Genomic DNA, 14,049 nt, shown 5'->3' with positions numbered 1-14,049 from the left:
TTCCCTATCGAGGTCACGATGAATCTGCACTTCGAAGAACTCACCGGCACCGACGGCGCGCGCATCGGCGTCGCCAGCCTGGATGCCGAAAAGTCCCTCAACGCCCTCTCCTTGCCGATGATCAACGCCCTGCGTGATCAGATGGACGCGTGGGCCAAGGATCCACAAATTGTCTGCGTTCTGCTGCGCGGTAACGGCGCCAAGGCCTTTTGCGCCGGCGGCGAAGTGCGCAGCCTGGTGGAAGCCTGTCGCGCTCATCCGGGGGAAGTGCCGCCCTTGGCCGCGCACTTCTTTGCGGCGGAATATCGCCTGGACTTCAATCTGCACACGTACCCCAAACCGCTGATCTGCTGGGGCCATGGTTATGTGCTGGGCGGTGGCATGGGGTTGCTGCAAGGGGCAAGCATCCGGATTGTCACGCCGAGCAGCCGTCTGGCGATGCCGGAGATCAGTATTGGTCTGTACCCGGACGTTGGCGCCAGTTGGTTTCTGTCACGCCTGCCCGGCAAGCTCGGGTTATTTCTGGGGCTGACCGGTGCGCACATGAACGGTCGTGATGCGATCGACCTGGACCTGGCAGATCGTTTCCTGCTCGATGAACAGCAAGAAGAGCTGATCCAAGGCTTGCTGCAATTGAATTGGCAGGAACAGACGCCGATGCAGCTCAACAGTCTGCTCAAGGCCTTGCAGCAGGAAGCCGTCGCCCAAATGCCTGAAGCCCAGTGGCTGCCTCGGCGCCAGCAAATCGATGAGTTGCTGGATGTCAGCGATGTGCGCTGCGCCTGGAAAGCCATCAGTCATCTGCGCGACCATACGGATCTGCTGTTCAGCCGCGCTGCGAAAACCATGACTGAAGGCTCGCCGCTAACCGCTCATCTGGTGTGGGAACAGATCGCCCGCGCCCGGCACATGTCGCTGGCTCAAGTGTTCCTGATGGAATACACGATGAGCCTCAACTGTTGCCGTCATCCGGAATTCAGCGAGGGGGTGCGGGCGCGGTTGATCGACAAGGATCAGAAACCGCATTGGCACTGGCCGGACATCAACAATGTGCCGGATGCGGTGGTGGAAGCGCACTTTCATAAAGTCTGGGAAGGTAGGCATCCGTTGGCAGATCTGTCGGAATACTAAACAACTGTGGGAGCGAGCCTGCTCGCGATGGCGGAATGTCAGTCAACTCATTGTTGAATGACACACCGCCATCGCGAGCAGGCTCGCTCCCACAGGTATTGCGTTTAACTGGTTTTAGCGGTGGCCGCCTCGGCCATTGTGATCACCGCGACGACCGTCATGGTCGCCTCTCCCGCCGTGATTGTTGCGTCCGCCATGGCCACGGTTGTCATTGTTCCAACCCCCGCGGTTCCGCCCGTCCCAACCATGGGCCCGGTAGTCGCCCCGTTGCGACTGGTAGTAACGGGGGGCCGGTTGATAAACCCGCGGCTGGTGGTAATACCGCGGTGTTGGCTGGTAATACCGCGCAGGGGGCGCGTAATACCGGCGTGGCTGCGTGTAATAACCCCCGCCACCTGAATAATAAGGGCCGCCGCCGGAATAATAGGCTGGCGCTGGCGAGGTATAGACCTCGGAACTGTAGTAGCTGCCTCCTCCATCGGAATAGGGCACGCACGCACCAAGAGACAATCCCAATACTGCAATCAGAAGAATTCGGTGGACCTGTTTTCGACAGAGCATGGCGGCCTCCTGGACCGCGAGTGAGCCACACCAGCGACGCTGGCAGGCGACAGTCAATTAATCGGTGACTGTCGAAAGATCAGACATCGATTTCGAAATCTGGTGCGTCCTTGAAACAGATTGAAACAAGTCGCCGATGAAAGGTTTTTCATCTATTCACCCGCTGATTAGTGGTGGCCACCGCGATATCCACCGCCGTAATAACGGGGCCCGTGCCCTCCCCAATGGTAGTAGCGATAGCCACCATAAAAGCGCGGGCTGTAGTAATAGCGCGGGCCGGAATAGTAGGAATAAGGTGAATAGCCGGGGTAGTAATAAGGCGCTGAATACACATCGTAGCCACCGGCGTAGTAATAGCAGCCGGACAACCCCAGACCGAGAACAACGGCGAACAACAGTCGACGAAACATGGCGGCCTCCTGAAAGACCACAACCGGAACAGGCCGGCTGACACTCTTTTTGACTGGCAACATTGCGCCGAGTGCCAAGCGGCTCGGACCTTCAGATCAGCGGCTAGCCCGATCCATTGCGGTGCGCCCACGCACCATCACAAGGCAACGCCGCCGCCTCTCCCCAAGGCGCTAACTGCGTAATCCCCCACGCTAGAGCCCTCAAGCCAACTTGGCACGGCTCTCGCTTTAGCAAACCCGTGCAGGAGTCATCACAGGTTCGCGGCACCACAATTTGCAATGGCTGACTAGGGTTCCGGCTCGCTAAGGCGAGTGGCTGGTCCGAGAGTTGGCGACCTCCAGTTGAGGTTACACGGCGGGACAAAAGCCCGGGAGACAAGCCACCGTTCGCGGTGCCGCGTTGACTCCTGCCCGCCCTTGATCAACTGGAGAGCCACCCATGCTCAAGCTTCGTTTACCCGCCCTGCTCGCCGCTGCTTTCGCAGCCCTCGTGAGCGTCTCGTCCCAGGCTGCGCAAAAAGACCACTTCAGCGTCTGCTGGACCATCTACGCCGGCTGGATGCCATGGGAATATGCCGGCAGCCAAGGCATCGTCGACAAATGGGCGAAGAAGTACGGTATCAAGATCGATGTGGTGCAGCTCAACGACTACGTCGAATCCATCAATCAGTACACCGCCGGCCAATTCGACGGTTGCACCATGACCAACATGGACGCGTTGACCATTCCGGCGGCCGGTGGCGTCGACAGCACCGCGCTGATCGTCAGCGACTTCTCCAACGGTAACGATGGCATCGTGCTCAAGGGCGACGGCAAGAACGTCACCGACCTCAAGGGCATGGACGTCAATCTGGTCGAGCTGTCCGTCTCCCATTACCTGCTGGCTCGGGCGCTGGATTCGGTCGATCTCACCGAGAAAGACCTCAAAGTCGTGAACACCTCCGACGCCGACATCTCGGCCGCCTTCAACACCGATCAGGTCAACGCCGTCACCACCTGGAACCCGATGCTATCCGACATCAAGGCCAAGCCTGCGGTGACCGAAGTCTTCAACTCCAGCCAGATCCCCGGCGAAATCATGGACATGATGGTGGTCAACAGCGCCACCCTCAAAGACAACCCGGCCCTGGGCAAAGCGCTGACCGGCGCCTGGTTCGAAGTGGTCGCGTTGATGAACGCGAAAAACGCCGCCAGCAAAACCGCGCTGGAACACATGGCCAAAGCCTCGGGCACCGACCTGGCCGGTTTCCAGTCGCAACTCGACACCACCAAATTGTTCGCCACGCCCAAGGAAGCCCTGGACTTCTCCACCAGCAAGCAGCTGCCGGAAACCATGCGCAAAGTCGCCGAGTTCTCGTTCCAGCACGGCTTGCTCGGTGAAGGCGCCAAGGACACCAGCGCGGTCGGCATGGCCTTCGCCAATGGCGTGACCAGCGGCGACAAGACCAACCTCAAGCTGCGCTTCGACCCGACCTACGTGCAGATGGCCGCTGACGCCAAGCTGTAAACCGGAGGACTGGCCATGCGCCTGATCAATCGCCACCCGGATCGCCCGAGTCGCCTGCTGTTGGTGATCCTGCCGTTCGCCCTGGTGCTGTTCGCCTACTTCATGGGCTCGGCCGAGCGGCTGACGGACAACCCCAACGACAAGCTGCTGCCAAGTGCCGTGCAGATGACCGACGCGGTGAAACGCCTGGCCTTCACCGCCGACACGCGCACCGGTGAATACCTGCTGTGGCAAGACACCGCGTCCAGTCTGCGCCGCCTGGCCATCGGCCTCGGCATCAGCGCATTGGCCGGGTTGTGCCTGGGCATCGCCGCCGGGACGTTGCCGCTGTTTGGCGCACCGTTGTCGCCGTTGCTGACGGTGCTGTCGATGGTGCCGCCGCTGGCGATTCTGCCGATTCTGTTCATCGTCTTCGGACTGGGGGAATTGTCGAAAGTGATGCTGATCGTAATCGGCATCACCCCGTGCCTGGCGCGAGACCTGGAACAGCGTGCCCGGGAAATTCCGGTCGAGTTGCTGATCAAGGCCCAGACCCTCGGCGCCTCAACCTGGACCCTGATGCTGCGAGTGGTGCTGCCGCAACTGATGCCGCGACTGCTGATCTCGCTGCGGTTGATGCTGGGTTCGGCGTGGTTGTTCCTGATCGCCGCCGAAGCTATCGCGTCTACCGACGGCCTCGGCTACCGGATTTTCCTGGTGCGCCGTTACCTGGCGATGGACGTGATTTTGCCCTACGTGGTGTGGATCACCCTGCTCGCCTGGTTGATGGATTGGGGCCTGAAGCGCCTGACTCAGCGTGCTTTCCCTTGGTACGAAGGAGCCCGCGCATGAGCTTCATCACGGTAAAAAACGTCTGGCAGCAATACGCCGATCAGGTGGTGCTCGAAGGGTTGAACCTGAGCGTCAACGAAGGTGAGTTCTGCACCTTGGTCGGCGCGTCGGGTTGCGGTAAATCGACCTTCTTGCGGCTGCTGCTTGGCCAGGAACGCGCCAGTCGCGGCGAGATTCTGCTCGATGGCCAGGCCCTGGCCGGTGAACCGGATTCGAGCCGTGGCGTGGTGTTCCAGCGTTACTCGGTGTTCCCGCACCTGACCGTGCTCGACAACGTCGCCCTCGGCCTGGAACTGCCGCGCTCGCCGTTACTCGGGCGCTTGTTCGGCAGTGCCAAACGCGATGCGCGGGAACAGGCCTCGGTGCTGCTGCACAAAGTCGGCCTCGGCCACTCGCTGGACAAGTACCCGGCGCAGCTTTCCGGCGGCATGCAACAACGCCTGGCCATTGCCCAGGCGCTGATCATGAAACCCCGTGTGTTGCTGCTCGACGAACCCTTCGGCGCGCTCGATCCGGGCATCCGCAAAGACATGCACGGCTTGCTGCTGGAGCTGTGGCGCGAGACGCAACTGACGGTGTTCATGGTCACCCATGACCTGTCCGAAGGTTTCAGCCTCGGCACTCGCCTGCTGGTGTTCGACAAGGTCCGCGTCGACCCGCACGCCCCCGGCGCCTATGGCGCGCGCATCACCTACGACATCCCTTTGAACAGCGACCGCCGCGCCCATCGTGCCGCCGTCGACGCCCTGCCGGCTGAATTGGCAGGCACGCTTCGCACCGCTTAAGAGGACTTTGCACATGACTGATTCGACTCAACTCTTCCCGCCATTCGCCGAAGAAATGCTCCCCGGTGGCGGCCATCGTTCTTTCGTGCTGAAACGCGGCCAACTGTTGCGCCTGACCGACCTGCGCGGCGGCGCCAACGTCAGCCTGACGCTGCTCAATGCCAATGAAAAAACCGAGCGTCTGAACCTGCCCGACAGCCTCAAATGCCAACACACCGCCAAGCTCACCAGCGGCCATTGTCTGTACTCGGACATGGGCCGAGTACTCGCCGCCATCACCGCCGACACTTGCGGCTGGAGCGACAGCCTTGGCGGCGTGCTCTGCGCTGAAGAGGTCGCGGAAAAATACGGTGCCGGGCGCTATCAGGAACTGCGCAACGGCTACTTTCGCAACGGCACCGACAACCTGTTGGTGGAATTGGGCAAGTGGGGGTTGGGCCTGTCGGATCTGCTGATGACCCTCAACCTGTTCAGCCGCGTGAACGTCGATGAGGCCGGGCGTTTCCACTTTGTCGAAGGCAACTCGAAGGCTGGCGACTACATCGAGTTGTACGCGCCGATGGACACGCTGGTGGTGCTGACCGCGCTGCAACACCCGATGGACCCATCGCCGGACTACGCACCGAAACCCTTGAAGTTGAGCTGGATGAACGCCGACGCCAGCATTGCCGAACACTGCCGCACCTCGCGCCCGGAAAACGAGCGCGGCTTCATCAACACCGACCGCCTGTTCGCCTGAGGATCGCTGCCATGTCACTTGCAATCGCTACCGCTCAAAAGCATCCAGAAACAGCGGTCTACCGCGCGACCATCCCGGCCGGCGAACCGTGGCTGATGGAAATCAAGACCGGCCAGACCCTGCGCATCCTCGACCTGGAAGGTAACCAGGCCGTCGACACTTTGTTCTACAGCGTTGCCAATCCCAAGGAACGCTACGACGTGCAGCGCACGTTGCGCCGGCAGAACAGCGTCTACCTGAGCACCGGCAGCGTGCTGTATTCCAACCTCGGCAAGCCGATGCTGACCATCGTCGCCGACACTTGCGGGCGTCACGACACCCTCGGCGGCGCCTGCGCGCAAGAGAGCAACACCGTGCGTTACGCCTTGGAGAAACGCTACATGCACAGCTGCCGCGACAACTACCTGCGCGCCTGCGTTCATGACGGGCGACTGGGCAAAGGTGACATCGGCCCGAACATCAACTTCTTCATGAACGTGCCAGTGACTGCCGACGGCGGGCTGACTTTTGAAGACGGGATTTCGGCACCGGGCAAATACGTCGACCTGCGGGCCGAGATGGACGTGATCGTGCTGATCTCCAACTGCCCGCAACTGAACAACCCGTGCAACGCCTACAACCCGACCCCTGCGGAGCTTTTGGTATGGAACTGAAAATAGTGCGGTTGCGGCGGTGGTTGTTTGCCCTGTGCCAGGCCCGTTCGGGCCAGTGCCTCAAACCCCCAAAGCACCACTGAACCCTGTGGGAGCGGGCTTGCCCGCGATAGCGGTATGTCAGTCGACATCAATGTTGAAAGTGCCGGCCCCATCGCGGGCAAGCCCGCTCCCACAGGTTCAGTGGTGTTCTGAAGAGTTGTGATTTTGCCGTCGGGGACGACCCCGGCGCTTATCGAAAAACTGCGGGACGGCCCGCATCCCCTCCGGGGTCTATGCCATGTTCGAAAAAATCCTGATTGCCAACCGTGGCGCCATTGCCTGCCGCATCCTGCGCACCCTGCGTGACGTGCAGGTCAAAGGCGTTGCCGTTTACTCCGAAGCCGATGCCGCGAGCCTGCACATCCTGCAAGCCGATGAAGCCCACAGCCTCGGTGAAGGCGCAGCCGCCGGCACTTACCTGGCCGTCGACAAAATCCTCGCCATCGCCAAAGCCACCGGCGCCACGGCGATCCACCCCGGCTACGGTTTTCTCTCGGAAAACGCCGCGTTCGCCGAAGCCTGCGAAGCCGCCGACATCGCCTTCATCGGCCCGACGCCAGAGCAACTGCGTGTGTTCGGCCTCAAGCACACCGCGCGCGCCCTGGCCAAGCAACACGGCGTGCCGATGCTCGAGGGTACCGAACTGCTCGACAGCCTCGACGCGGCGCTCATCGCTGGCGAACAGGTCGGCTACCCGGTGATGCTCAAAAGCACCGCTGGCGGCGGTGGCATCGGCATGCGCGTGTGCCGCAGCGCGGCCGAGTTGAGCGACTCTTTCGAAGCGGTCAAACGCCTCGGCCAGAACAACTTCAGCGATGCCGGGGTGTTCATCGAGAAGTACATCCAGCGCGCCCGTCATCTGGAAGTTCAGGTGTTTGGCGACGGTCGCGGCGACGTGATTGCCCTCGGCGTACGCGACTGCTCGGTGCAACGGCGCAACCAGAAAGTCCTCGAAGAAACCCCGGCGCCGAACCTGCCCGAAGGCATGGCTGAAGAACTCTGCACAGCGGCGATCAAACTGGCAAAAGCAGTGGACTACCGCAGCGCCGGTACCGTGGAATTCGTCTTCGACAGTGAGGCTCAGCGTTTCTACTTTCTCGAAGTGAACACCCGTTTGCAGGTGGAGCACGGCGTTACCGAGCAAGTGTGGGGCGTCGATCTGGTGCGCTGGATGGTGGAACTGGCGGCCGGTGATTTGCCGCCATTGAATGAGTTGAGCCAAGGCTTGAAAGCCGACGGCCATGCGATTCAGGCCAGGCTGTATGCCGAAGATCCGGGCCGCGATTTTCAGCCGAGCCCAGGCTTGCTGACCGCCGTGAACTTCCCTGCCGCCGATGGCAAACGGCTGCGCATCGACACGTGGGTCGAGGCCGGTTGCGAGATCCCGCCGTACTTCGACCCGATGATCGCCAAGGTCATCAGTTGGGCACCGACTCGTGAAGAGGCCGCTGCCGATCTGCATCGGGCGCTGGGTGACAGCCTGCTCTACGGCGTGGAAACCAACCGCGATTTCCTGCGGCAAATTCTGCTCGATGCACCGTTCGCCAGCGGCCAGCCATGGACCCGTTGCCTGGAAGGTCTGGTGTATCAGGCCAACACGTTTGAAGTGCTCAGCGCCGGCACCCAGACCAGCGTTCAGGATTATCCCGGTCGACTCGGTTACTGGGCGGTGGGCGTGCCGCCATCGGGGCCGATGGACAGTCGCGCGTTACGTCTGGGCAATCTTCTGCTGGGTAATGATGAAGGTGCCGCTGCGCTGGAAATCACCATGAGCGGGCCGTTGCTGCGCTTCAATTGCGATGCGGTGGTGGCGGTCACTGGCGCGGTGATTCCGCTGACGCTGAACGGTGAAACTGTTGCGATGAACACGGCGCTGCTGATTCCGGCCGGCGCCACTCTAAGCCTCGGCACGATTGCCGGTGCTGGCGCTCGCAGCTACCTGTGCCTGCGTGGCGGCTTGCAGGTGCCGGATTATCTGGGCAGCAAAAGCACGTTCACCCTCGGACAGTTTGGTGGGCATGGCGGTCGTGCGTTGCGTGCCGGGGACGTGTTGCATGTGCCTGCGTTGATTGATCGTGGCGTCGGTCAACAACTGGACCACGTCGCCGATTTACCCGCAGTGCGGAAGGTCCGGGTGATCTATGGTCCCCACGGTGCACCGGAATATTTCACCGAAAACTACGTCGGCACCTTCTTTGCGACCCAGTGGGAAGTGCATTTCAACTCCAGCCGTACCGGCGTGCGATTGATCGGGCCGAAGCCGGAATGGGTGCGTGCCGATGGGGGTGAGGCCGGGCTGCATCCGTCGAATATTCATGACAATCCGTATGCCATTGGGGCGGTGGATTTCACCGGGGACATGCCCGTAATCCTCGGTCCCGATGGCCCGAGCCTCGGCGGGTTTGTTTGCCCGGTGACGGTGATCGAGGCGGATCTTTGGCAGCTGGGCCAACTCAAGGCTGGGGACAAAGTGCAGTTCCTCCCGGTCGATCTCAAGACCGCCCGCAACCTCGCCCTGAAATGGAATACCCCCTGTGGGAGCTGGCCTGCCAGCGATGGGGACCGACCAGACACCGCATCATCTTCATCGCTGGCAGGCCAGCTCCCACAGGGGGTTGTGTCGCCTGTGGTGCTGGATTTGGGTCAGGGGGATACGCGGCTCGTTGCGAGGTTGTCGGGTGACACTCATCTGCTACTAGAAATCGGCGCCCCGGAACTCGACCTCGTCCTGCGCTTCCGCGCCCATGCCCTGATGCAAGCCCTGGAAAGCAAACACCTGCACGGCGTCATCGACCTCACCCCAGGCATCCGCTCGCTGCAAGTGCACTACCAGCCCGAGCAACTGCCGCTGGCCGATCTGCTCGGTATCGTCGCCGGCGAATGGGACGCCGTGTGCGCCGCCAAAGACTTGCAAGTGCCCTCGCGCATCGTGCATTTGCCGTTGTCCTGGGACGATCCGGCCTGTCAGTTGGCAATCGAGAAATACATGACCACCGTGCGCAAGGACGCACCGTGGTGCCCGAGCAATCTGGAGTTCATCCGCCGCATCAACGACCTGCCGAACCTCGACGAAGTGCAGCGCACGGTGTTCGACGCGAGCTATCTGGTGATGGGTTTGGGTGATGTCTACCTCGGTGCACCGGTCGCCACCCCGCTCGATCCGCGCCATCGACTGGTCACCACCAAGTACAACCCGGCCCGTACCTGGACTGCGGAAAACTCGGTGGGCATCGGTGGCGCCTACATGTGCGTGTACGGCATGGAAGGCCCCGGCGGTTATCAGTTTGTCGGGCGCACGTTGCAGATGTGGAATCGCTACCGCGAAGTCGCCGCGTTCGACGGCAAACCGTGGCTGCTGCGCTTTTTCGACCAGATCCGTTTCTATCCGGTGAGCGCCGATGAACTGCTGCGCATCCGCCGGGACTTCCCGCTCGGGCGCTTCGATTTGAACATCGAAAACAGCCAGCTGAACCTCGCGGATTACCAGGCCTTTCTGACAAAAGAAGCCGAGACCATCGCCGCGTTTCGCGATCAGCAACAAGGCGCGTTCAACGCCGAGCGCGAGCGCTGGATCGCCAGCGGCCAGGCGCATTTCGACAGCGAAGAACCGGCCCCGGAAGTGGCCGAAGACGCACCGCTGGCCAACGGTGAAATGAGCGTCGACAGCCACATTGCCGGCAACCTCTGGCAGGTTCAGGTCGAGACCGGCAGCCGCGTCGCCGCCGGTGACGTGCTGGTGATTCTGGAGTCGATGAAGATGGAAATTCCGCTGCTCGCACCCATGGCCGGCGTGGTGCGCGAGATCCGCGTGCAACCGGGTTCGGCGGTGCGCGCCGGACAGCGCGTCGTGGTGCTGGAACTCGACTGAACCCATTTAGAAAAGGAATGACGCCATGAATATCAATCTGCAACTCGACGCCCTGCGCAGCGCTTATCGCCTCGGCAACATCACGCCCCGTCAATTGCTGCTGGGCCTGCGCGATAAAGCCGCGGCACTGAACCCGGATTATCACCTGTTCATCCATTTGCTTAGTGTTGAAGAACTGGAACCGTACATCGCCGCGCTCGACGGCCGCGACCTCGACAGCCTGCCGCTGTTTGGTGTGCCGTTTGCGATCAAGGACAACATCGACCTGGCGGGTATTCCCACCACCGCAGCGTGCCCGACGTTTGCTTATGTGCCGCAACACTCGGCGACCATCGTCGAGCAGTTGCTGGCGCTGGGCGCGATTCCGCTGGGCAAGACCAATCTTGATCAGTTTGCCACCGGCCTCAATGGCAGTCGCTCGCCGTATGGCGCATGCCCGAACAGCGTATTGCCGGAGTATCCGTCGGGCGGTTCCAGCGCCGGATCTTCGCTGGCGGTAGCGCTGGGCGTGGCGAGTTTTTCGTTGGGCACCGACACGGCGGGATCGGGACGTGTCCCGGCGGCGCTGAACAATCTGGTCGGGTTGAAAGCCACCAAAGGGTTGATCTCCACGGCGGGTGTGGTGCCGGCCTGTCGCACACTTGATTGCGTAACGACGTTCACCGCGACGGCTCGGGAGGCAAGTCAGTTGCTGGCGCTCACCGCGCACCTCGACCCGCGAGATGAATACAGCCGCCGCAACCCGCTGTGGAATGACGGCTCGGCGTTCGGCACGCCGCGTCCTTTCCGTTTCGGCGTACCGCGTGCGCAGGATCTGGAATTCTTCGGCTGCCCTGAAGGGCCGTTGTTGTTCGGTGATGCCATCGATCAGCTCAAGGCTTTGGGAGGTGAAGCGGTGGAACTGAATCTGTCGCCATTCCTTGAAGCGGCGCGGCTGCTGTATGAAGGACCGTGGGTGGCGGAGCGCTACAGCGTGGCGGGCGAGTTGATGGAGCAGAATCCTGAAGCCGTATTGCCGGTGATTCGCGCGGTGCTGACCAAGGCGCCGGCGGTGAATGGCGTGCAGACGTTCCGTGCCCAGTATCGGCTGCAAGCCCTGAAAGCGCTGTGCGATCAAGCCCTGGAAAATCTTGATTGCGTCGTCACCCCCACTATCGGCCGCCCCGTTACCCTGGCGGAACTGGAAGCCGAACCAGTACTGCGCAATTCAGAACTGGGTTACTACACCAACTTCATGAACCTGCTCGATTACGCAGCCGTCGCTGTGCCCAGTGGTTTTATGGGCAATGGTTTGCCGTGGGGGGTGACCGTGTTTGGCCGGGCGTTTACCGATCAGTATTTGTTGGGTGTGGCGGATGCTCTGCAACGCCGTTCGGCTGAGCCTGCACCGACGACTGTCGCTCGCCATGATCGCGCACGACTGGTGGTGTGTGGCGCGCATCTGGATGGGTTGGCGCTGAACTGGCAATTGAAGAAGCGCGGGGCTCGGCTGGTCGAGACGACGTTCAGTTCGCCGGACTATCAACTGTATGCGTTGGCCGGTGGCCCGCCGTTTCGTCCGGGGATGGTGCGGGTGAAGGACGGTGGTGTGGCGATTGCGGTGGAGGTTTGGGAGTTGCCGAGCAGTGAGTTGGGCTCGTTTTTGACCGGGATTGCGGCGCCGCTGGGGTTGGGCAAGGTGCAACTGGCGGACGGACGTTGGGAGAGTGGGTTTATTTGTGAGGGGTATGGGTTGGAGGGGGCAGCCAATATCAGTCATTTGGGTGGATGGCGTGCGTATCTGAAAAATATGCGGTGATCTCTCGATTCGCGGGCAAGTCGGATCGCCGCACCGCTCGCTCCTACAGGTTTTGTGTTGTTCGCGTGATTGCGGGGGGACACAAAATACCTGTAGGAGCGAGGCTTGCCCGCGAAGGCGTCAGCGCAGACGCCACAACGCTTGATCTGTGCCGATTCACCTGACAAATGCAGAAGTCATTTCCCCGCAGTGCCATTAGAATGCCTGCCATCGGGTCACTGCCAACGGAATCGTCATGCCGCTTCGCTCGCCGCTGTATTCGCAACGATCGTTGGTCCTCACGCTTATCGCGTTGCTGGGTGCAGGCTTTCTCGCGACCTCTTTCCTCAGTTACTACGCCTCGCGAGCCTCCATCCGCGACAGCATCGTCAACACCGAACTGCCCCTGACGTCGGACACGGTCTACTCGGAAATCCAGAAAGACCTCGTCAGACCAATCCTGATTTCCTCGATGATGTCCCGCGACACCTTCATGCGTGACTGGGTGGTAAACGGCGAGCAAGACCCCGAGAAAATGACCCGCTACCTCAACGAGGTCATGACCCACTACGGCGCCTACACGGCATTTTTCGTCTCCAACACCAGCCTCACCTACTACCACGCCAAAGGCGTGCTCAAACAGGTCAAGTCCACTGAACCCCGCGATGCCTGGTACTTCCGCGTGCGCGACATGGCCGATCCCTACGAGATCAACGTCGACCCGGACCTTGCCAACAAGGACAACCAGACTTTCTTCATCAACTACAAGGTTTACGACTACAACAACCGATTCATTGGCGCTGCGGGTGTCGGTCTGACGGTCGATGCGGTGATCAAGCTGATCGACAAATACCAGCAGCGATACCAGCGCAGCGTGTACTTCGTCGACAACTTCGGCCGACTGGTGCTCACCGGCGCCGACGGTGGCCCGCAAGGCGCGCGCATCGGCCAGAAACTCGGCGCGCTTGAGAACATGAAGGACCTGGTCAGCCAGCTGCCAAAACCCCACAGCGGCAGCTACGAATATTCCGTCCACGGCCAGGGCCATTTTCTCAACGTGCGCTTCATTCCGGAGCTGAACTGGTACTTGTTCGTCGACAAGCGTGAAGACGGCGCCCTCAGTGAAATCCGCCAGTCGCTGTACCTCAACCTGCTGATCTGCCTGCTCGTCACGCTGATCGTGCTGGCCCTGCTCAACCGCGTGATCAAGCGCTACCAGGGCAAGATCCAGGCGCAGGCGACGCTCGACAGCCTGACCGAACTGCCGAATCGCCGTGGCTTCGATCTCCTGGCAGCGCAAGCCATGCACGAGGCCCAGCGCGAGCCCAAGCCGCTGACCGCGTTGTTGCTGGATCTGGATCACTTCAAGGCCTTGAACGACACCTACGGTCACCTGGCCGGCGATCAGGTGCTGATCGGCTTCGCCCGGGATCTGGAGAGTTGCCTGCGGCACTCCGACATCGTCTGCCGCTGGGGTGGCGAAGAGTTTATCGTGCTGCTCAAGGACACCGACGGTGAGACCGGTCTAATGATCGCCGAGAAAATTCGTCAACATGTCGAGCAACAGCGTTATGCCTACAACGATCAGGCCTTGAAGCTGACAGTCAGCATTGGCCTCACGACGCTGCAACCGGATGAAACCTTGCACACCCTGCTCTCCAGGGCCGATCATGCGATGTATCGGGCCAAGCAATCCGGCCGTAACCGAACCTGCATGGAAATGCCTCACACCAGTTATGCATAGC

11 protein-coding genes and 1 riboswitch are annotated in these 14,049 nt (G+C 61.2%); of the genes, 9 read left to right on the top strand and 2 right to left on the bottom strand.

The annotated features are described in order from the left end of the window. The first annotated feature begins 18 nt into the window (after positions 1-18). A complete protein-coding gene (locus tag ACYZT6_RS05080) occupies positions 19-1,131 on the top strand; it encodes an enoyl-CoA hydratase/isomerase family protein (RefSeq protein WP_462025989.1) in 1,113 nt (370 codons plus the stop codon). Between the two features lie 114 nt (positions 1,132-1,245). Here ACYZT6_RS05080 and ACYZT6_RS05075 read toward each other — a convergent pair whose 3' ends face one another. Both ACYZT6_RS05075 and ACYZT6_RS05070 read right to left on the bottom strand, forming a co-directional pair. Beyond that, positions 1,246-1,692 carry a hypothetical protein gene (locus ACYZT6_RS05075; protein ID WP_462025988.1) on the bottom strand — a complete coding sequence of 149 codons (447 nt, stop codon included), beginning with the start codon at positions 1,690-1,692 and terminating at the stop codon, positions 1,246-1,248. Between the two features lie 167 nt (positions 1,693-1,859). Continuing rightward, the gene (locus ACYZT6_RS05070) at positions 1,860-2,102 is read right to left on the bottom strand and encodes a hypothetical protein (RefSeq protein WP_462025987.1); all 243 of its coding nucleotides are present in this window, start codon (positions 2,100-2,102) and stop codon (positions 1,860-1,862) included. A 276-nt stretch (positions 2,103-2,378) separates the two neighbouring features. Continuing rightward, positions 2,379-2,479, top strand: a riboswitch (guanidine-I (ykkC/yxkD leader). A 62-nt stretch (positions 2,480-2,541) separates the two neighbouring features. Between ACYZT6_RS05070 and ACYZT6_RS05065 the strand changes: the two genes are divergently transcribed. From ACYZT6_RS05065 to ACYZT6_RS05030, 8 genes are all read left to right on the top strand, one after another. Continuing rightward, positions 2,542-3,609 carry a putative urea ABC transporter substrate-binding protein gene (locus ACYZT6_RS05065; RefSeq protein ID WP_462025986.1) on the top strand — a complete coding sequence of 356 codons (1,068 nt, stop codon included), beginning with the start codon at positions 2,542-2,544 and terminating at the stop codon, positions 3,607-3,609. 15 nt (positions 3,610-3,624) lie between these two features. Further along, a complete protein-coding gene (locus ACYZT6_RS05060) occupies positions 3,625-4,440 on the top strand; it encodes an ABC transporter permease (RefSeq protein WP_462025985.1) in 816 nt (271 codons plus the stop codon). Then, positions 4,437-5,225, top strand: a complete 789-nt coding sequence (locus ACYZT6_RS05055; RefSeq protein WP_462025983.1) for an ABC transporter ATP-binding protein — start codon at positions 4,437-4,439, stop codon at positions 5,223-5,225. The genes ACYZT6_RS05060 and ACYZT6_RS05055 overlap by 4 nt, the downstream gene beginning before the upstream one ends. 13 nt (positions 5,226-5,238) lie before the next feature. Continuing rightward, the gene (locus tag ACYZT6_RS05050) at positions 5,239-5,964 is read left to right on the top strand and encodes an urea amidolyase associated protein UAAP1 (RefSeq protein ID WP_462025982.1); all 726 of its coding nucleotides are present in this window, start codon (positions 5,239-5,241) and stop codon (positions 5,962-5,964) included. An 11-nt stretch (positions 5,965-5,975) separates the two neighbouring features. Further along, on the top strand, positions 5,976-6,617 hold the full coding sequence (locus tag ACYZT6_RS05045; RefSeq protein WP_462025981.1) for an urea amidolyase associated protein UAAP2: 642 nt from the start codon (positions 5,976-5,978) through the stop codon (positions 6,615-6,617). Positions 6,618-6,897: 280 nt separating this feature from the next. Next, positions 6,898-10,527 (top strand): urea carboxylase, encoded by a 3,630-nt coding sequence (gene uca / locus ACYZT6_RS05040; protein ID WP_462025980.1) that lies wholly within the window; start codon positions 6,898-6,900, stop codon positions 10,525-10,527. 25 nt (positions 10,528-10,552) lie between these two features. Continuing rightward, positions 10,553-12,325 carry an allophanate hydrolase gene (gene atzF / locus ACYZT6_RS05035; RefSeq protein ID WP_462025979.1) on the top strand — a complete coding sequence of 591 codons (1,773 nt, stop codon included), beginning with the start codon at positions 10,553-10,555 and terminating at the stop codon, positions 12,323-12,325. A 235-nt stretch (positions 12,326-12,560) separates the two neighbouring features. After that, positions 12,561-14,048, top strand: coding sequence for a sensor domain-containing diguanylate cyclase (locus tag ACYZT6_RS05030; RefSeq protein WP_462025978.1), 1,488 nt, complete (start codon positions 12,561-12,563; stop codon positions 14,046-14,048). Position 14,049: the final 1 nt, after the last annotated feature.

This window comes from Pseudomonas sp. RT6P73, from assembly GCF_054897715.1.
This window is presented reverse-complemented; position numbering and strand designations above follow the sequence as displayed.

Coding starts and splice junctions, on each gene's coding strand:
- ACYZT6_RS05080 (WP_462025989.1), top strand. CDS start 19: ATGAATCTGCACTTCGAAGAACTCACCGGCACCGACGGCGCGCGCATC.
- ACYZT6_RS05075 (WP_462025988.1), bottom strand. CDS start 1,692: ATGCTCTGTCGAAAACAGGTCCACCGAATTCTTCTGATTGCAGTATTG.
- ACYZT6_RS05070 (WP_462025987.1), bottom strand. CDS start 2,102: ATGTTTCGTCGACTGTTGTTCGCCGTTGTTCTCGGTCTGGGGTTGTCC.
- ACYZT6_RS05065 (WP_462025986.1), top strand. CDS start 2,542: ATGCTCAAGCTTCGTTTACCCGCCCTGCTCGCCGCTGCTTTCGCAGCC.
- ACYZT6_RS05060 (WP_462025985.1), top strand. CDS start 3,625: ATGCGCCTGATCAATCGCCACCCGGATCGCCCGAGTCGCCTGCTGTTG.
- ACYZT6_RS05055 (WP_462025983.1), top strand. CDS start 4,437: ATGAGCTTCATCACGGTAAAAAACGTCTGGCAGCAATACGCCGATCAG.
- ACYZT6_RS05050 (WP_462025982.1), top strand. CDS start 5,239: ATGACTGATTCGACTCAACTCTTCCCGCCATTCGCCGAAGAAATGCTC.
- ACYZT6_RS05045 (WP_462025981.1), top strand. CDS start 5,976: ATGTCACTTGCAATCGCTACCGCTCAAAAGCATCCAGAAACAGCGGTC.
- uca (WP_462025980.1), top strand. CDS start 6,898: ATGTTCGAAAAAATCCTGATTGCCAACCGTGGCGCCATTGCCTGCCGC.
- atzF (WP_462025979.1), top strand. CDS start 10,553: ATGAATATCAATCTGCAACTCGACGCCCTGCGCAGCGCTTATCGCCTC.
- ACYZT6_RS05030 (WP_462025978.1), top strand. CDS start 12,561: ATGCCGCTTCGCTCGCCGCTGTATTCGCAACGATCGTTGGTCCTCACG.